The 26520-nt window shown below is 33.6% G+C and carries 18 protein-coding genes; 5 read left to right on the top strand and 13 right to left on the bottom strand.

Translation table 11 applies throughout. The annotated features are described in order from the left end of the window. Positions 1 to 43: 43 nt before the first annotated feature. From FA046_RS10570 to FA046_RS10560, 3 genes are all read right to left on the bottom strand, one after another. Complete coding sequence (locus tag FA046_RS10570) at positions 44 to 1435, bottom strand: arginine decarboxylase (RefSeq protein WP_136826370.1); 1392 nt, start codon at positions 1433 to 1435, stop codon at positions 44 to 46. Between the two features lie 91 nt (positions 1436 to 1526). Next, a complete protein-coding gene (ctlX, locus tag FA046_RS10565) occupies positions 1527 to 2447 on the bottom strand; it encodes a citrulline utilization hydrolase CtlX (RefSeq protein ID WP_136826369.1) in 921 nt (306 codons plus the stop codon). A gap of 156 nt (positions 2448 to 2603) precedes the next feature. Then, entirely contained in the window at positions 2604 to 4118 is a 1515-nt protein-coding gene (locus tag FA046_RS10560) for an arginine deiminase family protein (RefSeq protein ID WP_317130543.1), read from the bottom strand. A 19-nt stretch (positions 4119 to 4137) separates the two neighbouring features. Between FA046_RS10560 and argS the strand changes: the two genes are divergently transcribed. Continuing rightward, positions 4138 to 5904 carry an arginine--tRNA ligase gene (gene argS / locus FA046_RS10555; protein ID WP_136826368.1) on the top strand — a complete coding sequence of 589 codons (1767 nt, stop codon included), beginning with the start codon at positions 4138 to 4140 and terminating at the stop codon, positions 5902 to 5904. A 113-nt stretch (positions 5905 to 6017) separates the two neighbouring features. On the opposite strand, the gene FA046_RS10550 is transcribed toward argS, so the two are convergent. Then, positions 6018 to 6917, bottom strand: coding sequence for a 3-hydroxybutyryl-CoA dehydrogenase (locus tag FA046_RS10550; RefSeq protein WP_225870916.1), 900 nt, complete (start codon positions 6915 to 6917; stop codon positions 6018 to 6020). A gap of 151 nt (positions 6918 to 7068) precedes the next feature. Here FA046_RS10550 and FA046_RS10545 point away from each other — a divergent pair, with 151 nt between their 5' ends. Both FA046_RS10545 and FA046_RS10540 read left to right on the top strand, forming a co-directional pair. Beyond that, on the top strand, positions 7069 to 10119 hold the full coding sequence (locus FA046_RS10545; protein ID WP_136826367.1) for a SusC/RagA family TonB-linked outer membrane protein: 3051 nt from the start codon (positions 7069 to 7071) through the stop codon (positions 10117 to 10119). Positions 10120 to 10129: 10 nt separating this feature from the next. Beyond that, positions 10130 to 11524, top strand: a complete 1395-nt coding sequence (locus tag FA046_RS10540) for a RagB/SusD family nutrient uptake outer membrane protein (RefSeq protein ID WP_136826366.1) — start codon at positions 10130 to 10132, stop codon at positions 11522 to 11524. Between the two features lie 150 nt (positions 11525 to 11674). Here FA046_RS10540 and FA046_RS10535 read toward each other — a convergent pair whose 3' ends face one another. From FA046_RS10535 to FA046_RS10525, 3 genes are all read right to left on the bottom strand, one after another. Continuing rightward, the gene (locus FA046_RS10535; RefSeq protein ID WP_136826365.1) at positions 11675 to 12649 is read right to left on the bottom strand and encodes a polyprenyl synthetase family protein; all 975 of its coding nucleotides are present in this window, start codon (positions 12647 to 12649) and stop codon (positions 11675 to 11677) included. Between the two features lie 296 nt (positions 12650 to 12945). Further along, positions 12946 to 15078, bottom strand: coding sequence for a ribonuclease R (gene rnr, locus FA046_RS10530; protein WP_136826364.1), 2133 nt, complete (start codon positions 15076 to 15078; stop codon positions 12946 to 12948). 420 nt (positions 15079 to 15498) lie between these two features. Then, positions 15499 to 16662: a serine hydrolase domain-containing protein gene (locus FA046_RS10525; RefSeq protein ID WP_136826363.1), complete on the bottom strand. Its 1164-nt coding sequence runs from the start codon at positions 16660 to 16662 to the stop codon at positions 15499 to 15501. 259 nt (positions 16663 to 16921) lie between these two features. On the opposite strand from FA046_RS10525, the gene FA046_RS10520 reads away from it, so the two are divergent. Next, positions 16922 to 19339, top strand: a complete 2418-nt coding sequence (locus FA046_RS10520) for an alpha/beta hydrolase family protein (protein ID WP_136826362.1) — start codon at positions 16922 to 16924, stop codon at positions 19337 to 19339. A 53-nt stretch (positions 19340 to 19392) separates the two neighbouring features. Here FA046_RS10520 and FA046_RS10515 read toward each other — a convergent pair whose 3' ends face one another. The 6 genes from FA046_RS10515 to FA046_RS10485 form a co-directional block, all read right to left on the bottom strand. After that, a complete protein-coding gene (locus FA046_RS10515; protein WP_136826361.1) occupies positions 19393 to 20142 on the bottom strand; it encodes a hypothetical protein in 750 nt (249 codons plus the stop codon). 3 nt (positions 20143 to 20145) lie between these two features. After that, complete coding sequence (locus tag FA046_RS10510; protein WP_136826360.1) at positions 20146 to 20799, bottom strand: glycosyltransferase family 2 protein; 654 nt, start codon at positions 20797 to 20799, stop codon at positions 20146 to 20148. Positions 20800 to 20899: 100 nt separating this feature from the next. After that, positions 20900 to 22621, bottom strand: a complete 1722-nt coding sequence (locus FA046_RS10505; RefSeq protein ID WP_136826359.1) for an ABC transporter ATP-binding protein — start codon at positions 22619 to 22621, stop codon at positions 20900 to 20902. Continuing rightward, positions 22621 to 23325, bottom strand: coding sequence for a 3'-5' exonuclease (locus FA046_RS10500; protein WP_136826358.1), 705 nt, complete (start codon positions 23323 to 23325; stop codon positions 22621 to 22623). The genes FA046_RS10505 and FA046_RS10500 overlap by 1 nt, the downstream gene beginning before the upstream one ends. Positions 23326 to 23427: 102 nt before the next feature. After that, a complete protein-coding gene (locus FA046_RS10490) occupies positions 23428 to 23892 on the bottom strand; it encodes a DUF1905 domain-containing protein (RefSeq protein ID WP_136826357.1) in 465 nt (154 codons plus the stop codon). 246 nt (positions 23893 to 24138) lie between these two features. Then, positions 24139 to 24435, bottom strand: a complete 297-nt coding sequence (locus FA046_RS10485) for a DUF202 domain-containing protein (protein ID WP_136826356.1) — start codon at positions 24433 to 24435, stop codon at positions 24139 to 24141. A gap of 776 nt (positions 24436 to 25211) precedes the next feature. Here FA046_RS10485 and rpiA point away from each other — a divergent pair. Continuing rightward, the gene (rpiA, locus tag FA046_RS10480) at positions 25212 to 25880 is read left to right on the top strand and encodes a ribose-5-phosphate isomerase RpiA (RefSeq protein WP_225870915.1); all 669 of its coding nucleotides are present in this window, start codon (positions 25212 to 25214) and stop codon (positions 25878 to 25880) included. Positions 25881 to 26520: the final 640 nt, after the last annotated feature.

The following is a 26520-nucleotide window of genomic DNA, read 5'->3' as shown; positions in this document are numbered from 1 at the left end:
TATTAATAAACAAAAAAGCCTCCGATTAAAGAGGCTTTTTTGTTTACATATATCCTAATATTTTCATTACTTGTTTACTGTTTTGCTCTTCACCAAAAACTTCGTAATTAAAAGTTTCATCTCGGTTTCTTCTAATAATTACATGTTTAGGAGAAGGTAAAAGGCAATGATGTATGCCGCCATAACCACTTAATACTTCCTGATAAGCTCCTGTATGAAAAAAGCCAAGAAACTGAACCTTACGTGTTTTAGGCATAAAAACGTTACCCACATGTGCTTCCTGATTGTAATAATCTTGTCCATCACAGGTAATACCGCCTAAGTTAACTCGCTCATATTCAGAATCCCAATTGTTAATAGGCAACAATACATAACGCTGATTCATTGCCCAAACATCTGGTAAGTTAGTAATGAAAGAACCATCTAACATCAACCATTTTTCACGGTCGTTTTGTTGCTTTCTTCCTAAAACTTTATATAAAATTCCTGATGCTTCTGCAACTGTATATTTTCCAAATTCGGTAATAATATCTGGTTCCATTACTTCATGCTCGGCACAAATTTCTTTAATACGTTTTACAATTTCACTGATCATGTATTCATAATCAAAATCAAAAACTAAAGAATCTTTAAATGGCATTCCACCACCAATATCTAAAGTATCTAAATCAGGATTAATCTTTTTGAATTTACAATATAGCGTAACGTATTTCTCTAATTCGTTCCAATAATAAGGAGTATCAGTAATTCCAGAATTGATAAAGAAATGCAGTAATTTAACCTTAAAATTAGGATTATGAACGATTTTTGAATTATAAAAATCAATTACATCTTCCATTCTAACGCCTAATCTAGAGGTGTAAAATTGAGAATCAGGTTGCTCTTCTGCCGCAATACGAATTCCTAAATTACATGGAGTATCAATATCTATCTCATCATCATATAAATTAAACTCTTCTTTATTATCTAAAACTGGAATGATGTTTTTGAAACCATCATGCAACATATCTACAATATATTGCTTGTATTGGTAGGTTTTAAAGCCGTTACAAATTACGGTGACATCTTTATTTAGAGAACCTTTTTTCTCTAAAGCATCAATCATGGGCATATCAAATGCCGATGAAGTTTCTAAGTGAATATCGTTTTTTAGTGCTTCTTCTACAATGTGCCTAAAATGTGAGCTTTTAGTACAATAGCAGTATTTGTAGCTTCCTCTGTAATTATTTTTTAGAATGGCAGTTTGAAACAACAGTTTTGCCTGTTGAATTTTTTTACTAATGATAGGTAAATAGGTAAACCTTAGGGGAGTACCATAGGTTTCTATCATTTCCATTAAATTTAAATCATGGAAATAAAGTTCATCATCAATAATATCAAAACCTTCTTGTGGGAAACCAACACTGAGGTCAAGAAATTCTTCGTAGCTCTGCATTCTTAATTATTTTTTCGCAAAAATGTAATTAAATTATGATATAATTACAGGTTTTGAAATTTTTTACCTGTTTGTGTCCTTAATCAATCTTTTAACTTTCTAAAGCAGGTAAATGAATCTCGGCAATCATACATCTAGCACTGCCTCCGCCATTGTTTTCTATGGTATTTAAAGAGGAGTATAGAGGTGTTGCAAAAGAGCTTAAAATGTTTTTTTGAATGTCATTTAATGATAAAAAAGCTCTTTCACTCATGATGATAAAACTCTTCCCATCTCTATTATTTACTTGAAGCATGTTTCCTGCAAACTGGTTCATTTGCGCTAAAGAAATTTCAATAATTTTTTTACCAGTTTTATGAAAGCTTGTAATCAGGTCTGCTTTTTCGACTTCATCTGTAACGGTATCTAAACAAACCACTACAAATTTATCTCCAACGCACATCATCACATTGGTATGGTAAATAGCAAATCCGTTTTGATCAAAAGCATGGAATTTAACAGAGGTGTAACCGCTTTCTTTACAAAACTGATTCAAAGCTGTTTCTTGGGTGCGTATAGATAAACAGGCATAAGCTATTTTGTTTTCTCTGTCTAAAACCATGCTTCCGGTGCCTTCTAAATATATACCTTCTTTTTCGGCAGCACTTAAATCATGAATAGCTTTTATTTTAAAATTAGCTTTGAGTTGCTCAATTAAATCAACTCTTCTTTCTAAACGGCGGTTTTCTGCCTGCATCGGGTATAGAAAAATAGCTCCATCATTATGAAAAGAAATCCAGTTATTAGGGAAAATGGAATCGGGGGTATGAGGCTTCGGTGTATCCTCAATTACCGTTACATTAATATCATTAGCTCTTAATTTGGCAACAAAGTCATCAAATTCGTTAACCGCTTTTTCTTGTACCGCATCCTGCGAAGCCTGCTTATCTTGAAAAGCATTGCTGTCTGCCGTTTGGGTGTTTAATCCAAAAGCTACAGGCCGAATCATTAATATGTTAGATGTTGTTTGCATTTTTTTAATTTTAAAAAGTCTGAAGTCCGCAGTTTTAGCGACGAGCCAATATTTTTTAATGAAGTCTAAAGTCTAAAGTCCGCAGTTTTTGTGACAATTTGACTGCGGTCTGCTGTCTTCGGACTGCCGACAGCGGTCTTCGGACAGTGGACTAACCTAAATTTCATCTCTCAAAACCGGCATACTCATACAATGAAAACCGCCTCTGGCTCTTGATAATTCTGCTGATGGCATAGTAATAAAAGTGTTTTCTAAAGTATCAGGACTTAATTCTCCGCTTTCAAATTTCTTTAATAATTCTTTAACAGGAATCACCTGAAAGCCCTTTTGTATAAAAGCTTTAATGGTATGGTCGTTTCTATCATAACCTAAAACTACGCCCTCTTTTACGGCTAAAAGGTTGCAAGAATCTGTCCATTGCTCCCTAGAATCGTAAGGGAATTCTTCGTTACCCGAATAAATGAATTGCGTTTTTTCTTGAGATCCTAAATCATTTTCGCTGATATCGGCTAAAAGTTGTTCAATAGACTCAAATTTCTTTGGTGTATTAATTTTTCCTTTAATAAATTGAGTCACTTCAGGTTTATCTACATGCTCTTCTTCAATTAAATGATCAATAGGTTCAGAACCATCCCCACGTTTATCTACTTTTCCTATCGAATGTAAAATTACCCACATGTTTCTTTTTACCTGAGTAAAAACGGTGTCTATATGCATAAAATCACGCTTATGCGGAATTTTAACAATACTTACTTTTTGTACTACATCTTTTTCGAATAATATTTTAATGGTTTCATTAATGGCTGTAGCCGATGTTCTTTCGCTAAATCCTATTAATAAATGGTTTTTACTTACCACCATTACATCGCCACCTTCTAAAGTACTTTTCTCTTCGTTTTCTTCCCCAGGTCTTAAAAAATGTTGTAAAGAATCGGGTATTTCAATGATATTATTTCTGTAAGCAGCAAAAAGGGGATGGTTAAAGAAAATGTATCTGGCCAATAAAGTTTCTCTTGATCGGGCTTTTTTTGCAGGCTTATTTAAAAGGATGTGATTATTAATAGTGATGCCAATATCCCGGGTAAAAATAAAATTAGGAATAGGCGCAAAAATCATTCTTTGGGTATCTATTGATCCTGAAATAATAATTTTAGCCAACTCAGATGCTGGAGTATCAATTAATTCGGTTTGTAATTTATAGGTACAGCCTTCAATGGCACAAACGGCAGCTACAATCTTTTTTCGAACGTCTTTATCTTCTAAAATTTCGGCTAAAAGCTTTTCTAATTCTACCACTTTTGTAGAAGAATGGAAATTAGCATGATCTGGTTTGTAAAAGCTTCTGGTGCTATCTTGGTCTATAGTAGTTAATTTGCCTTTTATCTTATCAGGATCTAAAAAGTAAAGTAATAACTTTAAATAATAGTCGTATTCGTCTTTTCTAATGGTGTTTAAATGTACAATATCCTCAAAAAGCCAATCTTGAGCTTTAGATGGAACCACTTTTCCAAGGCCGCTATCTGGGCTGTGAATTAACAAACAACGTAATGTTCCAATTTCTGAACTTACATTAACTTTAAAGTCTTGTGTTTTTGTCGGCATATTATTGGTTGTATAAAGTACAAAGCTATTAGAATTTAATTCAATTTTAAATTCTACAGATGAACTCAATATTAATTATTTTTGCCGAATGAATTTTTTACACCAGGCCATTAGTCAAGCTTTTGATACGATATTTAATGTTCAAATCCCTGAAAATCAAGTTAATTTAGAGCAAACAAAGAAAGAATTTGACGGTCATGTCACTTTTGTAGTTTTTCCTTTTATACGTCATACCAAAAAATCTCCCGAAGAAACAGCTAATATTTTAGGTCAATATTTAAAAGAGAACTGTACTCAGGTGGCTGATTTTAATGTAATTAAAGGCTTTTTAAATATTGTTTTAAATGATGAATACTGGTTAAACACTTTTGAACAACAAATTCTTAAAGAAGATTTTGGCTTTCTTAAACCAAACGGCGAAAAAGTGATGGTAGAATATTCTTCTCCAAACACCAATAAACCTTTGCATTTAGGGCATGTGCGTAATAATTTATTAGGTTATGCTGTTGCCGAAATTTTAAAAGCGGCTGGTTATGAAGTCATCAAAGCTAATTTGGTGAACGATAGAGGAATTCACATTTGCAAATCTATGCTGGCTTGGCAAAAATTTGGAAATGGAGAAAAGCCAGAAACCGCTCATTTAAAAGGAGATCATTTGGTTGGGAAATACTATGTAATTTTTGATCAGGAATATAAAAAGGAAATTGAAGCTTTAAAAGCCGATGGTAAAACCGAAGACGAAGCTAAAAAACAAGCTCCTTTAATTTTAGAAGCGCAAGAAATGCTTCAAAAATGGGAAGCTGGTGATGATGAAGTGAAAACGCTTTGGAAAACCATGAATAGCTGGGTTTATGCTGGCTTTGATGAAACCTACAAAAAACTAGGTGTAAATTTTGATAAATTTTATTACGAGTCTAATACCTATTTATTAGGGAAAGATATTGTGGAGGAAGGCTTAGCAAAAGGAGTCTTCTTTAAAAAGGTTGATGATTCTGTTTGGATAGATTTAACCGCCGACGGTTTAGATGAGAAATTAGTGAGAAGGGCAGATGGTACTTCGGTTTACATTACACAAGATTTAGGTACCGCTCAATTAAAGTATGATGATTTTAAAATGCAGCAGTCTATATATGTAGTGGGTAATGAACAGGATTATCATTTTAAGGTGCTTTTCTTAATTTTAGCTAAGCTAGGTAAAAGTTGGGCTAAAGGATTGTATCATCTTTCTTATGGCATGGTTGATTTGCCAAGTGGAAAAATGAAATCGAGAGAAGGAACGGTAGTTGATGCTGATGATTTAATACAAGAAATGCAGGACACTGCCAAAGAAAAAACCGAAGCTTTAGGTAAGGTAGATCATTTTGAAGATGCCGAAAAAGAAAATTTATACCGCATGATTGGGATGGGCGCATTAAAATATTTTCTATTAAAGGTTGAACCTAAAAAGCGTTTATTGTTTGATCCTAAAGAATCAATTGATTTTCAGGGAAATACGGGGCCTTTTATTCAATATACTCATGCCAGAATAAAATCTGTACTAACAAAAGCTAATTATCAAGAATTAAAAGTGACCTATCCAAGCCACTTAGCAGAAACAGAACTTGATTTGATACAAATATTAAGTAAATATCCTGAAGTGTTAGCTTCTGCGGCAAAGGAACATAATCCTGCTGCTATTGCAAATTACACCTACGATTTGGCTAAATCATATAATAAGTTTTATCAAACAGAAAGTATATTAAAGGTAGAGGAAGAAAATATTAAACAATTTAGGTTGCAGCTTTCCTGTCATACGGCAGCTACCCTAAATAAAGGAATGAGCCTTTTAGGAATTGAAATGCCAGAGAGGATGTAATTTAAAAAAGGGTACAAGGTTTATGGTATAAGGTTTAAGGCGCCGGGTTTAAAATCAAAGAAGTTTATCGACTTTCTAAATCTTAAGCCCTATGCCTTATACCTTGAGTCCTCTTACCTAAACTTCTCTGCAACTACCAAGTCTTTTGTTCCATGTGTATAATTGTAAAATCCTTCACCAGATTTTACACCTTTGTTTCCGGCATTAACCATATTCACTAAAAGCGGACAAGCTGCGTATTTAGGATTACCAAATCCTTCATTTAAAACCTGAAGAATAGAAAGACAAACATCTAAACCTATAAAATCTGCCAATTGCAAAGGCCCCATCGGGTGAGCCATTCCTAATTTCATTACCGTGTCAATTTCTTCTACGCCAGCTACTCCTTCATATAATGTATAAATAGCTTCATTAATCATAGGCATTAGAATTCTGTTTGCTACAAAGCCCGGATAATCATTCACTTCTACTGGGATTTTGCCTAAAGTTTTCGATAAATCCATAATGGTGTTGGTGATCTCATCAGATGTTGCATAACCACGTATCACCTCAACCAATTTCATCACCGGAACCGGATTCATAAAGTGCATTCCAATTACTTTATCTGGTTTTTGCGTAACCGAAGCGATTTTTGTAATAGAGATAGAAGAGGTATTAGAAGCCAAAATAGTTTCTGGCATAGTGAATCTATCAAGATCTTGAAATATTTTTAGCTTGATAGCTAAGTTTTCTGATGCAGCTTCTACCACTAAATCAACATTTTTCACTCCTTTTTCTAAATCAGTAAAGCAAGTGATGTTTTTTAATGTCATTTCCTTGTCCTCTAATGTGATCATTCCTTTAGAAACTTGCCGATCAAGATTTTTAGTAATTGTAATGATTGCGTTACGTAAGGATTCATCAGAAATATCTATCAAAGATACTTTAAACTTATTTTGAGCAAATGAGTGGGCTATTCCGTTGCCCATAGTCCCCGAACCAATTACGGCTACATTATTTATTTTTTTGATCATTAAATTTTTGTTAAATATAAATTATGAAATTAAGTTTTTTTTTAAGAATTTAGATTTTTGGTTTTATAATTAAAGTTCAAAATTAATATCATTTGAACAACTTTTATAAATCAACAAATAACCAAATAAATTTTTAACCAAAACAAAACACATGAAACAAAAATTACTAAGTATGTTCTTTGTTTGTCTGATGTTGGCAGGTGCCGCATTTGCGCAAGACAAAAGAGTTACTGGTAAGGTTACATCCAAAGAAGATGGCTTACCATTACCAGGGGTTTCAGTTAAAGCAACTGGCTCAAATGTAGTTACTCAAACTGATGCTAATGGAAATTACTCTATTGGTGTTCCTGCAACTGCAAAAAGTTTAGAATTCTCATTTATTGGGTTTTTATCACAAAATGTAGCTATTGGTAGCAAAACGGCAATAAACATTTCGCTTGTTACTGATGCTAAACAATTATCAGAAATTGTAGTTACGGCTTATGGTACGCAAAGAAGAGCTGATGTAACAGGTGCTCAGTCATCTATAAAAGCTGCTGACATTGCTAATACGCCAATCTTAAGTCCAGAGCAAGCGTTGCAAGGTAGAGCTGCCGGTGTTCAAGTAACTCAATCTTCAGGAACTCCGGGTGGTGGAATTTCTATCAGAATTAGAGGTACATCATCTATAGGTGCAAGTAGCCAACCACTTTATGTAGTAGATGGAGTGCCTATTTCTACGGGTTCTTATACTCAAATTGGTGCAGGTGGTCAAACAAGTAATGCATTGTCAGATATCAATCCAAACGATATCGAATCAATTGAAGTATTAAAAGATGCTGCATCAAGTGCCATTTATGGTTCTAGAGCAGCTAACGGAGTTGTTATTGTAAATACCAAAAGAGGAGCTAATCAAACCACAAAAATTAGTTTCAATTCTTATTATGGTCAACAAGAAGTTAATAAATTACTCCCTTTAATTTCTGGTCAGCAATATATAGAGTTAATGAATGAAGCTGTTCTTAACAGAAGAGGACCTGGAAATAATTATGGTACACTTACCGGCTTAAGTGCAGATCCTGCAACTTATGCTAATACAGATTGGCAAAACGAAATTTTTAGAACTGCACCGATTAAAAATTATGATTTATCAGCAAGAGGTGGTAACGATAAAACTAAGTTTTCTATTTCAGGATCTTATTTTGATCAAGAAGGTATCGTGATAGCCTCAGGTTTTAAAAGATGGAGCGGAAGAATCAATGTTGATAATCAAGCTACAGAGAAATTGAAATTATCTTTAAATGCAGGTTTCAACAGTTCTGTGTCTAATAGAATTAATAATGATAATAATATAAACGGAGTAGTAAGTGCTTCTATATTATTAGGATCACATATACCTGTTTACAATGCAAACGGAACTTATGGTAAAGACGCTGTTTCTTCAGTTGATAATCCAGTTGCATCAGCTTTAGAAAGGATTTTCTTGAATACTAATAATAGATTATTAACTTCTGGATCTGCAGAGTATCAAATTTTGCCTTCTTTAACGTTTAAATCTCAATTGTCATTAGATTATCTTACTTCTAAGGATAGAAATTACAATCCAACAACAACCAATACTGGTGCAGCTTCTGCAGGTGCTGGTTCTGAAGGTCAAAACCAAGAGGTTAATTATGTAACTGAAAATATTTTGAATTTTAACAAAACATTTGCGAGCAAACATATTTTAAACCTAACAGGTGTTTTTTCTTATCAAGAATCTAATTACGAAAATCTTTTTGCTGCTGCAACAGGATTTCCAACTAATGATTTTACAAGATTATCTTCTGGAGCTGTAAGAGTTACGACTGCTTCTGGGGGTAGTTCTTATGCGTTGGAATCTTATGTAGCAAGAGCTAATTATTCTTTCAATAATAAATACGTTTTACAAGGTTCTGTACGTGTGGATGGTTCTTCTAGATTTGGTGCAGACAAAAGATATGGTACTTTCCCAGCTGTTTCTGCGGCTTGGAATGTTACTGAAGAATCTTTTTTAAAGAATGTTAATGAAATTAGTAATCTTAAATTAAGAGGTAGTTATGGAATAGTGGGTAACCAAGAGATTGGTAACTTTACTTCACTTCAATTAGTTGGTGGTGGTGCAAACTATTTACAGCAATCTGGTTTAGCTCCATCTCAATTAGGTAATACCATTTTAAGCTGGGAAAACACAGCCTCAATTGACTTAGGTTTTGATTTAGGAATGTTTAAAAATAGATTAACTTTTACTTTTGATGCTTATCAAAAGAAGACTGAAGACCTATTACTAGGTCAGCCTTTAGTTGGTTCTTCTGGTTTTTTATCTATCCAATCTAATATTGGTAAACTAGAAAACAAAGGGTTAGAATTTGGATTAACAGGTGTGATTTTAGATAAAAAAGATTTTTCTTGGACTTCTAATGTTAATTTAAGCTTTAACAAAAATGAAGTTTTAGCCATTTCTGGTAATCCGTTTGCTTCTGGTTTTGCTTCATGGGTTGCACCAGGAGGCTCTTTAGGGGATTTTAGAGGTTATAGAACAGACGGTATTTTCCAAAGTGCTGCTGAAATTGCTGCTGCACCAATTCATACTGTTACAGCTAGCGCATTAACTTCAACAGCTCCTGGAGATCAAAGATTTAAAGATTTAAATGGTGATGGAAGAATCACTGCTGATGATCAAGAGATTATTGGTAATGGTATGCCAACTTATTTTGGTGGTTTCACTAACAATTTCAGATACAAAAACTTTGATTTATCTGCTTTTGTTCAGTTCTCTGGAGGAAATCAGATTTACAATAACACAAGAGGTTTTTCTGAAGGTATGAATAGTATTTTTGGTCAAACAACTGCTGTTTTAAACAGATGGACACCAACCAATCCAAGCACCACTATGCCAAGAGCAGTTTATCAAGATCCTAATAACAATAGAAGAACATCTGATAGGTTTTTAGAAGACGGTGATTTTTTAAGGATGAAAAATATAAGTTTAAGTTATACTTTCTCTCCTCAGTTTCTAACTAAATTAAAGGTTAGTAATTTAAAATTATATGTAGCTGGTCAAAATTTATTTACCATCACAGATTACTCAGGTTTAGACCCAGAAGTAAGTACTTTTAGTGATACTAATACTGCACCTGGTACAGATTTCTTAACTTTCCCTCAGTCTAAAACTTATACTTTCGGGTTGAATCTAACTTTTTAAAGCTTGAATTATGAAACAGATCATAAAAAATAAATCATTCCTGATAACGATGTTATTATCGGGAGTTCTACTAGGTTCTTGTAAAAAAGAATTAGAGAGTCAAAAGCCTCAGGCATCCTTAGATGCTTCTATAGCTTTTAATAGTGCAAATAACATAAGAGCGGGTATTAATGCCGTTTATAGTGGTTTACAAAGCGTAAATTATTATGGTTTACGTTATCAAGTAATGGCTGATTTAGGTGCTGATAATTTATCACATGTAGGTACATTTCCTTCATTTGCACAAATATCAAACAAAAGTATCCTAACAGATAATGCTGAAGTTACCAATATGTATAACAGCATTTATAGTGCTATTAATATTGCAAATTTAGTAATTGCTGCAGTACCTAACATTTCTGATCCAACGCTTGTTAATGATAATGCCTTAGCTGAATTAAGAACATTAAGAGCTTTAATGTATTTTGATTTATTGAGATATTGGGGTGGTTCAAAAAATGGGTACGGTAAAGCAGATGGTGTTGGTGTTTCTTTAAAATTAACACCGACTTCTTCATTAACAGAAGCTGCTCCAATTGCAAGAAGTACTGAGGCTCAAGTTTATACTGCAATTTTAGCAGATTTAGACTTTGCTATAGGTGTGAGTACTTTTGCAAACAAACAAAGCTCAGTTAATAGAATAGGTAAAGATTATGCTAATTCATTAAAAGCTCGTATACAATTATATAGAGGTCAATATGCTGAAGCTGAAGCTTTATCAACTGCTGTAATTACTTCTGCTAGATATCCTATGGTTTCTACAGCTAATTACGGTACCATGTGGAGTGCTAAAAATAGTTCTGAGTCTATTTTTGAATTAGAATTTAACTCTGCAGATCAAAGCCAACTAGCTTTCTTTTACTATACAACAACTCTTGGTGGAAGAAATGAAATTAGTTCTTCAACTGCGTTAAATGATGTTCATGAAGTTGGTGATGTTAGAAAATCTATTAATTACTCAACTGTAGCGCCTTTAGCTAAAACTAGAAAAATAACTCGTATTGCCACTGGTGATGATAACGTTATTCTTTTAAGGTCAGCAGAACTTTATTTAATTAGAGCAGAAGCTAGATTAAGAAAAGCAACTCCAGATATTATTGGTGGTTTAGCTGATTTAAACGTTGTTAGAGAAAGAGCGGGTCTTACTCCTCTTATATCACTTTCTTCTACCGTTATTTTAGATGCTATTTTAGCTGAAAGAAGAGTAGAATTAGCGCATGAAGGTCATAGACTTTTTGATTTAAGAAGATATGACAAAACTGGTACCGCATTGGGTATTAGCGAACCATTTAGAAATTTATGGCCAATACCACAAAGAGAAGTGTTAACTTCTGGTAATATCATAGTTCAAAATGATTTGTACTAATTAATTAAATACAAGCTAATTATAAAAAAGCCACTCAATTTGAGTGGCTTTTTTTATGCTCAAAATCTTCTATAAATTTTTTATGTCAAGAAAAAGGCTCTATTGATTTTTCAATAGAGCCTTTTGTTTAATTTAAATTTTAGTAACCTTTTAATGTTGTCTCTCCACCAACATCTCTGCAAATTCTAGTAATACCCCTTTATTCTCCCCAGGTACATTAATTAAATTAAATTCAGTAATAGATTTTTCTGCATAAGACTGCATTTTTGATTCAGATAAAGTTCTAATTCCTAATTGATCATAAATGGCTCTAACCGCCATTACTTTTTCTTCGGGATTAAATTCCTTTAAAGAAAGCCAATGGTTTAATTCTTCTAAGACATCGCCTTTGGCTAATGCTAATGCTGTAATTAAAAGAAAGGTTTTTTTATTAGAGATGATGTCTCCGCCTACTTGTTTTCCAAATTTTTCAGGATCACCGTAAACATCTAAAATATCATCTTGCAATTGAAATGCAATCCCCAGGTTTTCGCCAAATTCATAAAGATGTTGTGCATCAGTTTCTGAAGCTTCGCCTATTAAAGCTCCAATTTTTAAAGCTCCACCCAATAAAACAGCAGTTTTTAACCTAATCATTTCTATGTACTCAGCAACAGAAACTTCATCTCTCAATTCAAAATTCATGTCTATTTGCTGCCCCTCACAAACTCCAACAGCCGTAGTATTAAAAATCTCTAATACCTGAATAAGAATATCGGGTTTAACCTGAATCATCATTTTGTAAGCTTTAACAAACATCACATCGCCAGATAAAATAGCAACAGATTCATTCCATTTAGCATGTACCGTTGGTTTTCCTCTTCTTAATGGTGCTTTATCCATAATATCATCATGCATTAAGGTAAAATTATGAAAGAGCTCTATCGCTAGTGCAGGTGCTAAAGCGGCTTTAATATCTCCGTTAAACAAATCTGTAGCCATTAATACCAATGCAGGTCTCAACCTTTTTCCTCCTAAAGACATTAAGTAGGAGATAGGCTCATAAAGTTCTTTAGGTTCGGCAGGATAGGTGGTTTCTTTTACCGCTTGGTCTATAATTTGTTGTAATTCTTTGATGCTATGCATATTAGTATAGGGTATTGGGTACTGGGTATAAAGTATTAAGTATCAAGTATCGAGTATCAAGAAGAGCGTAGTTGTTAAATTGTTATTTACGGTCTTATTCAATATCCAAATCAACTCTGTGTCCTTTGCGCTCTCTGTGGTTTAAAAAAAAAACATCTTCAAATTTCCAAATCATGTCTACGGTTATACAGGACATCTTCAAATTATCAAATTATCAAATCATAAAATTGAAATAAACTCTGCGGTTTGATGGGCAATTTTCAAATCATCAAATCATCAAATTAATAATTTTCAAATCAATCAATCACCAAACTAAAGTCAATTTGTCTTTTCCCTAAATCCACTCGTTTTACTTTAATTCTCACCTCGTCACCTAATTGGTAGGTTCTCTTCTTTTTCTGCCCAATTATGCAATAATTCTTTTCATCTAAGGTGTAAAAGTCATCAGAAATATCTCTCAGCCTAATCATTCCCTCACATTTATTTTCCTGAATTTCTACATACATTCCCCATTCTGTTACGCCAGAAATAATTCCTAAATAGGTTTGACCAATATTATCTTGCAGGTATTCGGCTTGTTTATATTTAATAGAAGCTCTTTCTGCATCAGCGGCTTTTTTCTCCATTTGAGAAGCATGCTGACACATTTTTTCGTAATGATCTGCATTTACGCTACTTCCATCATCTAAATAATGTTGTAATAAACGATGCGCCATCACATCCGGATACCTACGAATAGGAGAGGTAAAGTGAGTGTAAAAATCAAATGCTAAACCATAATGACTACTGCTTTTTGTAGTGTAAATGGCTTTTGCCATAGAACGAATGGCCAACTGAGTTAAAACGTTTTGTTCTTTAGTACCTTCCACATCAGCCATTAATTTATTTAAAGACTTTGCGGTATCTCTATCAGATTTGGTGGATATTTTATGCCCAAACTTTAAAGCAAACTGAGCGAAATTCGCCAAACTTTCTGGTTTTGGCGAATCGTGAGCTCTGTAAACAAAAGTGTATTTATTTTTTCCTTTACCTTTTTTAGCAATAAATTCGGCTACTTTTTTATTCGCTAAAAGCATAAAATCTTCAATTAATTTATGCGCATCCTTACGTTCTTTCACATAAACGCCAATGGGTTTGCCATGTTCATCTAGTTTAAATTTCACTTCTGTAGATTCAAAACTGATGGCACCATGCTTAAATTTACGGTCTCTTAATTTATAAGCTAAATCATTCAGCGTTAAAATTTCTTCTACATATTCGCCTTCTTTAGCCTCAATAATTTCTTGCACTTCTTCATAAGCAAACCTACGGTCGGAGTAAATTACCGTTCTACCAAACCATTCATTCACTAATTGTGCCTCAGGGTCTAATTCAAAAACTGCCGAGAAACAAAGCTTCTCTTCATTTGGTCTTAAAGAACATAAGCCATTCGAAAGATTTTCTGGTAACATCGGGATTACCCTGTCTACCAAATAAACAGAAGTTCCTCTATCAAAAGCCTCTTTATCTAAAGCCGTATCCGGAATTACGTAATGCGCAACATCGGCAATATGTACACCCACCTCATAATTTCCATTTTCTAGTTTTTTAAAAGAGATGGCATCATCAAAATCTTTTGCATCAAAAGGGTCAATTGTAAAAGTTAAAATATCTCTAAAATCTCTTCTTTTATCAATCTCTTTTTGTTCAATCACTTTAGAAATAGCGGTAGCTTCTTGCTCCACTTCATCCGGAAATTTTAGTGGAAAACCATACTCGGCTAAAATGGCATTCATTTCTGTGTCATTCTCGCCTTGTCTGCCCAAAACACTTTTAATCATCCCAACTGGGTTTTTAGCTCCATCAGGCCAATCTACAATTCGGGCTAATGCTTTTACGCCATTTTTAGCGCCATTTAAATCCTCTAAAGGAATAAAAATATCATGAAGCATTTTTCGGTCATCGGGAATAAAAAATGCAAAATGTTGCGAGAGTTTAACAATTCCGGTAAACTCCATTTTTGCCCTTTCGGTAATTTCTACCACTTCTCCTTCTTTACGCTTTCCTTTGCTGTTGGCATAAACGTGAAGTTTTACTTTATCGCCATGTAAAGCAGTGCGCAATTTACGGGGAGCAATATAAATGTCTTTTTCAAACTCATCATCTGGAATCAAAAATGCCGAACCATCACTAGCCATATCAATTTTGCCGGTTAAAAAAGCATTAACCACATGTAATTGGTATTTGCCTTTTTCTTTCTCCATAAAAACACCGTTAAGGGTTTCGTCTTCTAAAATCTCTAAAATGGTAGCTTTAGAATCTGGATCTATAATATTTAGTTTGCCTGCAACCTGTCTAAAATTCATAGGTTGATTGCCTGATTTCTCAAATACATTGGAAATCAACTGCGTAAGTACTTGTTTAATAGAATTTCCTTGGTGATTTGACATACTTATTAATGTTGATTACTATTTAAAGCTCAAAATAAACAATATGTTTCTAAATTCTTCTGATTTAACAATTCTTTAATGCGAAATTTTGATTTAATAGGCTGTATTAAGGATTAAAATGATGAAACTTTGAAGGTGATTTTTTGGGGTGCAGTTCACGCCCGGACTACGCTGCGCTTCGGTACCCATAAAAAATGGGTACTAAACCCTTTCTATCCCTAATGCGAATCATACAGAGATTTATCTTTTTTACTCTGTGCTCTCTGAATCTCTGTGGTAAAAAAAACACCCAGTTAAAGCCTTAAAAAACAATAAGATATAGTACTTTATGCATGATGATGAAATTTTAACCACGGAGGACACGGAGTTCACAGAGCTAAATGATTATAATCTTCTAATAAAGCGCTAAATGTTTTCATCCTATTTCACATTATCCAAAGCCCCTTCCACCAAAGCAATAAACTCATTTAATTTAGTAGTATCTATCCATCTTACTACCATTACCAAATCATTTGCTTTATCTACAATAATGTAATTTCCACCGTAGCCGGCTGCGTAATAAATATCTTTAGAAATATTACCTAATTGTTTTTCGTGATTTGTCCACCACATAAAACCATAAGATTTATTAGCTGCAGATGGTTGATTTACAGATTTTACCCATTGTTCTGATATTAATTGTTGATTATTCCATTTTCCATTTCTGGCAAACAATAACCCAAAGCGGGCGTGATCTAAAGCACTAATAAACAAACCACCACCATGGTGCCCGCCACCACTTACAGATTGTGTCATTACGCCATCAATATTAACAAAGGCATTATCATAACCATACCAACGCCAGGTGGTTGATGCACCAATAGGATCCATTATTTTATCTTTTAATATTTGTGGTAAGGGTTTTCTCCAAACCTGCAATAAAGAATAGGCCAATAAATTAACTCTTACATCATTGTATTTAAAAAAAGTGCCAGGCTCGTTTAATTTGCGGGTTTTCCAGGTATCAATTCCTCCTTCTCTTGGTGGCCTGTCAGCCCAATCTTCCACTTCAAATAAATTACCGCTCCAATCAGATGATTGTGTTAATAAATGTCTCCAGGTTATTTTAGAATTATGCTGGCTTTCAAATTTATCATCCCAAACATATTGGTTTACTTTATCATCAACACTTTTAATTAAGCGCTGGTCTATGGCCAAACCAGCAATTGTAGAAAGGTAGCTTTTGGTGGCGCTAAAAGTCATATCCACTCGGTTTACATCGCCCCATTGGGCTACAATGTATCCGTTTTTAATAATCATACCGGTGGGTTTGCCTCTGTCTTTTGTAGGGCCAATAATATGGTAACCTGGTTCTCTATTCCATGATTTTAAAAGCGCCAACCTTAAATCAACATCTAATTTAATTTCATTTTTTAAGGCAAAATTTACTGCACTATCAATCATTTTACTATTCATTTTAACTTCTACAGGCTTTTTTGTTTGCCAATTTGCATCAGGAAAATAAACAGATTGCCCATAAACAGTAGAAAAACTAAGGATTAATAAAAATCCAAAAACGATTTTATTTTTAATGAATGGATACATGTTTTAAACTAGTGATTGAAAATGATTTTAATGAGATATTTTAAATTTAAAGGAAAGATTTGGAAAGTGATGAAAATATTAATGAGCATTTAAACAATATAAACACTAAAAACCAATAAAGACATTTTTAGCTCCTCAACGTATTAAATTTCAATGTAAAAGCTTTGATTGTACTTGTATAAATATTTTGTTACAACTGTTAAATAGCCTCATTTAAAGCTACATTTAGTTTATCAAATTCAAATTTAATTAAGAATATATGATCAAGAAAACCTTACTCTACTTTTTGGTTGCAGGTAGTTTTTTTAATTTAAACACCTATGCTCAAGATGATTTGAGCTATAAATTACCTCCCAAAGAAATTGCAGATTTACTTTTGGCCAAACCAACACCGTCTATTAGTATGGATGGTAAAGCCGAATGGATACTTTTTAGCGAAAGAAATTCTTATCCATCTGTTGAGGAGTTGGCTTTGCCAGAATACAGGATTGCGGGATTAAGATTGAATCCTAATAATTTTGCACCTAGTCGTCAGATTTTCGTGAATAATTTTAGTTTAAAAAACTTTAAAACCGGACAAACTTTTCAGATTGCAGGTTTACCGCAACCACTTTTAGCAGGTAATGCCAGTTGGAATCCATCAGAAAATAAAATTGCTTTTACCAATACCACGCAAAAAGGAGTAGACCTTTATTTAATTGATGTTGCTACCAAAAAAGCTACTAAAATTAATAAGCAATATTTAAATGTGGTTTTAGGAAGTGGAATTACCTGGTTAAATGATCAAACTATTTTATACAGAACCATCACCCAACCAGCAAGTGCTGCGCCTCAAAAACCATTAAAACCTAAAGGCCCAACGGTACAATTAAGTTTAGGCAAGGCTGCCCCAAGCGCCACTTTTCAAGATTTAATTAAAACACCTTTTGATGAAAGTCTGTTTGAGTTTTTTGGAACTTCACAATTAGTGAAAAACATTAATGGTGTAGAAACTCCGGTAGGCAAGCCAGCTATTTATAATTCGGTAAGCTTATCTCCAGATAAAAAATATATGTTGGTAAATACAATTCGTAAACCATTTTCTTATTTGGTTACTGCTGGTGGTTTTCCAACTACGGTAAGTATTCAAGATTTAACCGGTAAAACCGTAAAAGTTATTGCCGAATTGCCATCAAGAGAAGGTACACCTTCTGGATATGATAATACCCAAAATGTGCCTCGTAGTTTTGATTGGAGAGATGATGAAGCTGCAACCATTACTTGGGCAAAACCTTTAGATGGCGGATTAATAAAAGCAGAAGTGCCTTTTCATGATGCTGTTTATTCTTTAAGTGCGCCATTTACAGGTTCAGAAGAAGAACTTTTTAAAACTACCACTCGCTTTCGAGGAATACAGTGGGGAGATGCCAACTTGGCTTTGGTTGTAGAAGGTTTACGTAGCAAACAAACTACAAAAACAAGCAGATATAACCCAACAACCGGAGCTTTGGAAGAATTGTACAATCGTAACCAAACTGATGCTTATGGTGATTTAGGAAGCCCAGTTACGACCAAGAATAAATTTGACCGTCAGGTAATTACTTTGGTAGATAACAATACCAAAATATTGATGAATAATACCACTGGCGCATCTGAAAAAGGAGATTTACCTTTTTTATCTAAGTTTGATTTAGCCACTAAAAAGAATGAAATTATTTGGCGTTGCCCAGCAGGTACTTATGAGTTTGTAAGCGAAGTTTTAGATCCTAATAAAATGGTTTTGCTTACCCGTAGAGAAAGTCAGAAGATGGTGCCTAATTATTACATCAAAAATTTGATACTTAAAATTGCCGATGTGCCAGTTACTAATTTCACTAATCCTTATCCTGGCTTAGAAGGCATCTCAAAAGAAAAAGTATTTTATAAAAGAGCTGATGGCATAGACCTTACCGGCGATTTATATTTACCAAAGGGATATGATAAAGCAAAAGACGGACCGTTGCCAACTTTAATATGGGCTTATCCAAGAGAGTTTAATTCGGCTGCGGATGCTGCTCAAGTACGTGGTTCTGAAAACAGATTTACCACTTTGAGTTGGGGTTCTCCAATTTTTTGGGCAACCAGAGGTTATGCTGTTTTAGACAATGCAGAAATGCCAATTGTTGCACAGGGTGATAAAAGACCAAATGATACATTTGTAGAGCAATTAAAGCAAAATGCAGAAGCTGCTATAGGTAAATTATCTGGAATGGGTGTTGGAGATAAAAACAGAATGGCTGTTGGCGGACATAGTTATGGTGCTTTTATGACTGCTAATTTATTAGCGCATACCAATTTGTTTGCTGCCGGTATTGCAAGAAGTGGCGCTTATAATAGAACGTTAACTCCCTTTGGTTTCCAAAACGAGGAACGTACTTATTGGCAAGCTCCTCAATTGTATTATGAAATGAGTCCGTTTAGCTATGCAGATAAAATTAAGACGCCAATTTTATTGATTCATGGTGATAGTGATGATAATCCAGGAACTTTCCCAATTAATAGTGAGCGCTTGTTTGCTGCTATTAAAGGTGCCGGTGGTACAGTTAGATTTACCTTTTTACCTTATGAAGCGCATAGCTATAGAGGAAGAGAAAATTTATTGCACATGCTTTGGGAACAAGATACTTGGTTAGAAACCTATGTGAAGAATAAGAAATAAGTAAATTAAAAATCATAAAAAACCGCTGTTTGAAATTTCAAATAGCGGCTTTTTTATTTATGCTTAAACCAACAATCAGAACGTGTGGTTTGGTATTGCTTAAAAATAGTGTTTATAGGTTCGCCATGTTGTAAATGCTGACTAAATTGAGTGCGAGCAACATAATTAAAAGCGCCCATGTCTAAAGTGTAAGGGCTTTTATTGTGAATGGTATAAGTAGAATGGATGTTTACTAATTCATCCATTAAGGTTTTCATTACTTTAACACTTCCTCCAATAATACCGCAATTAAGTAGTGTTTGGGCGTTGTTTTCTTCTTCGTAAGCTGAAAAACCCGAGATTGAATTTCTAAGATGAGTGTTGTGGTTTTGCATCCATTCATTAGCTAATATTTCAGGTTCATCACCACAAAATAAATCTTCAGGATGGTTGACAAATAAAGGCTCTATAAAAGGGTTTTTAATCACCTCCACATCGGCAATATCGGTTACAAATAGATGGTCTATTTTATCGGCGTAAGCCTCTAAAAAATCTTTATAAATAAAATAGCGATAAACGTTTGCATTTAAAGTGCCATCATAATTTACCTTTATAAACGATACGTTTTTATTTTGGTAGGTATTTATTGTTTCATCAGAAAAGGTGTTGTGAAAAACTATGCCTCTTAACTGAAGTTTAACGATAGAATTGTACCAATCTTTAATGATTTCGAAATGATCTTCGGCTAATAATTCGTTTCTATTTACATCGTAAACGCCTGTGAGTAGGGTAGCGCAAATGATTTGTTTAATAGATGAAAGCATGGTTTAAGAAGCTAGAAGTTGTTCTTCTTTCAACTTTGCAGTAATGCTTCCTGATACGTTTCGGTAATAAATATAGGTACGGATATTTAGTTTTTTAACCAAATATTGCTCTGCGGCTTGTTCATAAAAATGGCTATCGGCAGCGTACATATTTTTGAAACCAATTTCTTTAAAAACCTCTTTTTTACCAAAAAGGGTGGCGAAAAGAATACAATCATCTACATGGATATTCTTTTTATAATCATGTTTATCAGGCACATAATAATCATCTTCATGGTTTACAATGGTTTCTGTAAGAGAAGAAGTTAAATCGGCAAATTGCATCTCTTTTAAACAGCTGGATAAATGATTGGGCTTGTATTCATCATCAGCATCTATAATTGCAATGTATTTTCCTCTGGTAAATTGAACACCACGGTTAATAGCTTGTGATTGTCCGTTATTTTTAATTCTGATATAAGTTAACTTAGATTCGTTGATTTGGCAATATTGAAGCAGTTGTTCGCCCAAAGCTAAATTGCTTCCATCATCTAAAATAATAAGTTCGAAGTTTTGAAGATCTTGGTTTAAGACAGAATCAATGGCTCTTTTTGCAAATTCAAAAGGCGTATTGTAAACGGCCATTAATACACTTACCGTAATTTGTGATTGATTCATTTAAAATGATCAGATTTAATTTTTTGCGAAGGTAACTTAATTACCTCATTGTTTTTTAAACGGTTTGTTAGCTGTTTGTTAATTTTGGCTAACTATTTTTTTAAATCCCTTTTGGAATAGCGTTCACCAATTTTTGGGTATAGGCTGTTTTTGGGTGATGATAAATTTCTTCGGGATAACCCATTTCTTCAATTTTTCCTTTATTCATCACCATCATACGATCTGCCATGTGTTTTACTACAGTCATATCATGAGAAATAAAAATGTAAGTGAGCTGAAATTGTTGCTGTAAATCTTTCAATAAATTAAGCACCTGAGCTTGAATAGAAACATCTAGGGCCGAAACAGATTCATCACAAATGATGAGTTTAGGTTGTAAAGCTAAAGCCCGGGCAATTACCACTCTTTGTCTTTGGCCGCCTGAAAATTCATGCGGATAGCGGTTAAATTGTGCTGCTTGCAAACCTACTTTAGCCATTAAATCTATAATAAAGTCTTTCCGTTGTTGTTGGTTAGCAAAAACCTGATGGACTTTTAAAGGCTCCATTAAGGTTTCACCAATGGTTTTTATTGGGTTTAAAGAGGAGTAAGGATCTTGAAAAATAATTTGAATGTCTTTCCTTAACGGACGCATTTCTTTGGCATTTAACTTTGTTATATTTTGCTGATTAAAAATAATCTCACCGCTGCTAGGGTCAAGTAGTTTTAAAATAGTTCTGCTCAATGTGGTTTTTCCGCAGCCAGATTCTCCCACTAAACCAAAAGTTTCTCCTGGGTAAACTTCAAAACTCACACCATCAACCGCTTTAGTAAAGTTTTTTGCTTGGCTAAACCAGCCTTCATTTTTAGGAAACCAGGTTTTTAAATCTTGTATTTGCAGTAATGGTTTTTGTTGGTATAAGACTGTTCTTTTTGCTTCAATTTCTTGGCTGCTGATAGCGTATTTTTCTTGTAAAGTGCCAATGCTTAAAGCAGAACTTACCATTTTATCATCTTCAAAATGCACAAAATCTGTTATGGTTGGCAATTTAGAAAGTTGTAAATCTGGCAGCGGTCGGCAAGCCAATAAGCCCTTGGTATAAGCATGTTGAGGATGAATAAAAACATCTTTAATTAATCCTTCCTCCACAATTTCGCCTTTATACATGACTAAAATACGATCGGCTATTTCACCAATCACGCCTAAATCATGAGAGATAAAAATCAAACTCATGTTGCGCTCTGTTTTAAGCTTCAATAACAATTCTAAAATGCTTTTTTGCACCGTTACGTCTAAAGCGGTGGTAGGCTCATCAGCAATTAATAGTTCAGGGTCGCAGGCCAAAGCCATGGCAATCATCACTCTTTGTTTTTGTCCGCCCGATAGTTCGTGAGGATATTTATTAAAAACCTCTTCGGGATTTGGAAGTTTAACTTCCTTAAAAAGCTGAATGGTTTTTTCTTTTGCTATTTTTTGATTGGTTTTTTGATGCAATAAAATACTCTCGGCAACCTGACTCCCACATTTAAGAACCGGATTTAAAGAAGTCATGGGTTCTTGAAAAATCATCCCAATTTGGTTGCCTCTAAACTTTTGCATTTCCTTTTCAGTGAGCGTTAAAAGATTGAGATCATCAAATAGAACCTGACCGCTAATGCTCGCATTCTTCTCTAACAAACGCATAATAGCTAAAGAAGTTACCGATTTTCCAGAGCCAGATTCACCCACCAAACCTACAATTTCACCTTTATTAATCTTTATGCTGATGTTTTTTACTGCATGAAAATTACCTTCTTCGGTTTTAAAATGGATGTTTAAATCTTTAATCTGGAGTTTTTGCATTAATCTACTAAGGTAATTTGCGTATCATTTAAAGGCGTTAAACCTTTAAATTTTTGTAATAAACGGGCGGTGGTAATCACATCTTTTTGGCAATAGGTTTTAATGCGTTCTAAATCATTTTCTAGCCAGTAAACACCGCCTACCATGCTGCCGTCAATATCATCTTTTGGGGTGGGAATCCCAAAAATAGCAGCTAATAAATTTAAAGAGGTATAGTTTTTATAGTCGCCAAATTTCCATAATTCCATGGTATCTAAATGGTGAATTTCCCAAGGTTTTTTGCCAATAATATTCAACTGGTTAGGGATAGCTAAGCCGTTAATCAGCATTCTTCTGCATAGGTAAGGAAAATCAAATTCTTTACCATTATGCGCACAAAGCATTAATTGAGGAGGTTGGTTGTTTAATAATTGATTAAACTCTACCAATAATTCCTTTTCATCATGACTAAAATAAGATTTTACCCTAAAGCTTTGGTTGTTTTTAAAAATACCGACAGAAATGCAAACTATTTTTCCAAACTCGGCCCAAATTCCTGCCCGCTCATAAAATTCACTAGGTGTTTCCTGATTTTTTCTCTGATAAAAAGTTTTCGAATCCCATAGTTTTTGCATGTTTTTGGGCAGTTCCTCAAAGCTTGCAAATTGAGGGACAGTTTCAATATCCAATATCAGAATGTTTTGTAGGTCGATTTGTTCTAACATAAAGTGAATTTACAAGATATATTGGGTTTTAGATACGGAAAGTTTTATTTGTGGCTGGTTGGTTGGTTGGTTGGTTGGTTGGTTGGTTGGTTGGTTGGGTTCTTATTTTAATTTTTGAAGTCTTTCTATTGCTTTCAATATTTTTTCAACTTCTTGGTCTTCGGTAGCGGAATTGGTTATGCTTTTTAATATTTCATTTTGATCTTCTATTTCTAATTTTTTAAAAACTGCTAATACTTCTGCATCTTTAAAACATTCCATAATCATAGAAAGATCTTTAACATTATTTTGATTTTCTAGAAATAGGGTAACCGTTACAATTTCGCCTGCTCCTTTATTTATGCTATTTCTTAGATCAGCATTTAGCGATAGTTTTTTATCAGCATTCTTTACCGGACCTAAATTTTTATTTTTTATAATGTAATTATCTATTGTTCCCGAAACTTTTAAATCGCCCCATTTACCTTTAATGTTTTTTGTATTAGGAATAATAAGTTGATAGGTCCAAGCACCATTACCCGGAATGTATTGAATAACCAACTTTTCATCTTTTACAATATAATTCATCTCACTTTTAATTTTGGTTTGTTTAGGAAGTTCTAGATTTTACAACATTACGAATAGCAATGTGTTTTTTATGCCACGAATACACGAATGAGCGTTAAATCAAAGCAAAGGACTTTTTGAAAGTTGCTGATAAATATTGATTTTTTATTTTGTTAAGAGGGTTTTAAGAGCATTGCAAATTACATTTATTTGAATTTTGAGAGCTCTTGAGTTAACATCACAAACAGCATGTTTGAGAAATTAATCTTAGCTGTTTGGTGTTAAATATTCGTCTTTATAATTTCCGATATGTATTTCACTCTCTTTAATTTTTATTTTTTGTTTTCTGTAGTTAATTATTCCTGTTATTAAAAGAATAGCTGCAATAACAATAAAGACTATCTCTATTAAATAGCCATACTTTAAAGTGGTTAAATTTTTTATACTAATTCCTGCAATTAAAAAATACATGGAGCTTCTTAAGAAAGCCAAAAATGTAGACTGATTTGCAAGTATCGTTCTTTGCAGAGCTAATTTCTCTCTTAAAATTAAGTCTTTATTCATTTTTAAAAGGTTACTAAATTAAAGTTAATTGTTCTTAAACAAATTTTCATTCAAGTCATTATAAATTTATCATATTATTTATAGTTTGTCCATTTGCATTTGAAATAATCCCGAAGGGATTTAATATGAATTGATTAATATAATATGCCTTTGAAATAATTACGAAGGGATTGAATATTAATTTAAAAAAATATGTCTTTCTATTAATCCCGAAAGGATTTAATATGAATTTAAAAAAACATGCCTTTCTATTAATCCCGAAAGGATTTAATATGAATTTAAAAAAGAACATGCCTTTGTATTAATCCCGAAGGGATTTAATATGAATAGATAAAATTATGGGATTAACACAACCACGAAGTTGTTGAATACCTACAAAAAGTATTTTTCATCAAATTCAATTCTATGTTCGGTAAGTAATTCTCTATATTTTTCTTTAAAGTTTTAATGCTTTTTCCTTTTAGGGTTTCGGTTGCGCCAGTGGTTACTCATATTTAAGTTCTTTGGGCTAGCTATTCAATTTTAGATATCTGTTTAATAGCTATTTAAAAGTAGCTGTAATTTGTTTAACCTCCACAATAATTAACGGATTATGTACTGCGTTAGGGATAGAAGTGGATACCGGCCAAACGCATAATGCCTTGTGCAGTATGAACGCATAGCCCGCCCGCCTGTCCTCCGGCAGGTGGAAACGCCCAAATTAAATTTTCTAATTATTGTATTTCAAAATCTTTAAAATCCTTTGGTTTTCTATCTTTGGAAAAACTAAAAAAACCATGATAAATCCGAAACAACTGGTTGGTGAAAAAGCAACAGAATATATCAAAGACGGTATGATTGTAGGCTTAGGGACAGGTTCTACTGCGTATTGGGCGATTATGAAAATAGGGGAAATGGTAAAAAATGGTTTAAAAATTACTGGTGTACCTACATCCAAAGCTACCGAGAAATTAGCTTTGGAGCTGAATATTCCGCTATTAGATATTGCTGATGTGATGCATATAGATTTAACTATTGATGGAGCTGATGAATTTGATGCTTATAAAAACCTGATTAAAGGTGGTGGAGGAGCTTTGCTGAGAGAAAAAATTGTGGCGTCTATCTCTAAATTTTACGTAATTATTTCTGATGGAGCCAAACGTTGCGAAGTATTAGGAGATTATGCGGTGCCGGTAGAAGTGACGCCTTTTGCGTTAAATATTTCTATAGATCAACTTGAAAAATTAGGTTGTGAGCCAAAATTGAGATTGGCAGAGGGGAAACCTTTTGTAACGGATAACCAAAACCTGATTGTTGATTGTAAATTTGATAAAATTGAAAATCCATTAGCACTTTCGGAAAAAATGAATGCGATACCAGGAGTGGTGGAGAATGGTTTATTTGTGAATATGGCTAATTTGATTATTACTGAAGATGGGAATGGAAATTTGGTGGTGATAGAGTAAACTCAGATTAAGCGAGATTAAATAAGATAAAATGTGATGTTTGATGTGTTTGCTTTAACGCATGTCTAACTTATTGATAATTTACGGGTTTGCCGTTAGGTTGAGATTGTAATCCAAATCTCGTTTTTTGTTCCGCAAGATCACTTAAATGTTGCCAGAAAACCGAGGACTCTGCTGGGTATTAGCTTTCTGACTTTGTTTCTTCAATTTGCCGCACACTTCCTTTATTTTTGTTTAAAAGGTTTATTGATCCTGAAAAAGGAATAATAAACTTGGGGGGTATAAGTACGCATTGTTTGGTGTTTTTTATTGAAGCCTTTCAGGGTTTTTCTATCGGTTTGTTATTTGGCCACCGGTTGCACCTGTGGTTATTCATATTTAAGCCCTTCGGGCTTAGATTGTCTCTTCTATAATTTTGTTTCCTCACGGATTTTATTTTTTTAACTGAGGTAGTAAGTCATCATTTCAACTGTTTACTATTTAATTGAGTTTTTTATAATAGCGATTTCATTTTCTGTTAAAATTATAAAGTAGATAAACCAAATTGGTTTATTTGGCTCTCAAATTAGGCTGTATGTGCAAATCCTTAAAAATCCTGAAGGGATTTAATATGAATAGCATAGTGTTTTATACGGTGCGA

The sequence above is a fragment of the Pedobacter cryophilus genome (assembly GCF_005116455.1).
Taxonomy (GTDB): domain Bacteria; phylum Bacteroidota; class Bacteroidia; order Sphingobacteriales; family Sphingobacteriaceae; genus Pseudopedobacter; species Pseudopedobacter cryophilum.
The sequence above is the reverse complement of the archived record's forward strand: the minus strand, read 5'-3'. Positions and strand labels throughout refer to the sequence as shown.

Excerpts from the sequence above, each read along its gene's own strand:
- FA046_RS10570 (WP_136826370.1), bottom strand. The coding sequence starts at position 1,435 with ATGCAGAGCTACGAAGAATTTCTTGACCTCAGTGTTGGTTTCCCACAA.
- ctlX (WP_136826369.1), bottom strand. The coding sequence starts at position 2,447 with ATGCAAACAACATCTAACATATTAATGATTCGGCCTGTAGCTTTTGGA.
- argS (WP_136826368.1), top strand. The coding sequence starts at position 4,138 with ATGAATTTTTTACACCAGGCCATTAGTCAAGCTTTTGATACGATATTT.
- FA046_RS10550 (WP_225870916.1), bottom strand. The coding sequence starts at position 6,917 with ATGATCAAAAAAATAAATAATGTAGCCGTAATTGGTTCGGGGACTATG.
- FA046_RS10545 (WP_136826367.1), top strand. The coding sequence starts at position 7,069 with ATGAAACAAAAATTACTAAGTATGTTCTTTGTTTGTCTGATGTTGGCA.
- FA046_RS10540 (WP_136826366.1), top strand. The coding sequence starts at position 10,130 with ATGAAACAGATCATAAAAAATAAATCATTCCTGATAACGATGTTATTA.
- FA046_RS10535 (WP_136826365.1), bottom strand. The coding sequence starts at position 12,649 with ATGCATAGCATCAAAGAATTACAACAAATTATAGACCAAGCGGTAAAA.
- rnr (WP_136826364.1), bottom strand. The coding sequence starts at position 15,078 with ATGTCAAATCACCAAGGAAATTCTATTAAACAAGTACTTACGCAGTTG.
- FA046_RS10525 (WP_136826363.1), bottom strand. The coding sequence starts at position 16,662 with ATGTATCCATTCATTAAAAATAAAATCGTTTTTGGATTTTTATTAATC.
- FA046_RS10520 (WP_136826362.1), top strand. The coding sequence starts at position 16,922 with ATGATCAAGAAAACCTTACTCTACTTTTTGGTTGCAGGTAGTTTTTTT.
- FA046_RS10515 (WP_136826361.1), bottom strand. The coding sequence starts at position 20,142 with ATGCTTTCATCTATTAAACAAATCATTTGCGCTACCCTACTCACAGGC.
- FA046_RS10510 (WP_136826360.1), bottom strand. The coding sequence starts at position 20,799 with ATGAATCAATCACAAATTACGGTAAGTGTATTAATGGCCGTTTACAAT.
- FA046_RS10505 (WP_136826359.1), bottom strand. The coding sequence starts at position 22,621 with ATGCAAAAACTCCAGATTAAAGATTTAAACATCCATTTTAAAACCGAA.
- FA046_RS10500 (WP_136826358.1), bottom strand. The coding sequence starts at position 23,325 with ATGTTAGAACAAATCGACCTACAAAACATTCTGATATTGGATATTGAA.
- FA046_RS10490 (WP_136826357.1), bottom strand. The coding sequence starts at position 23,892 with ATGAATTATATTGTAAAAGATGAAAAGTTGGTTATTCAATACATTCCG.
- FA046_RS10485 (WP_136826356.1), bottom strand. The coding sequence starts at position 24,435 with ATGAATAAAGACTTAATTTTAAGAGAGAAATTAGCTCTGCAAAGAACG.
- rpiA (WP_225870915.1), top strand. The coding sequence starts at position 25,212 with ATGATAAATCCGAAACAACTGGTTGGTGAAAAAGCAACAGAATATATC.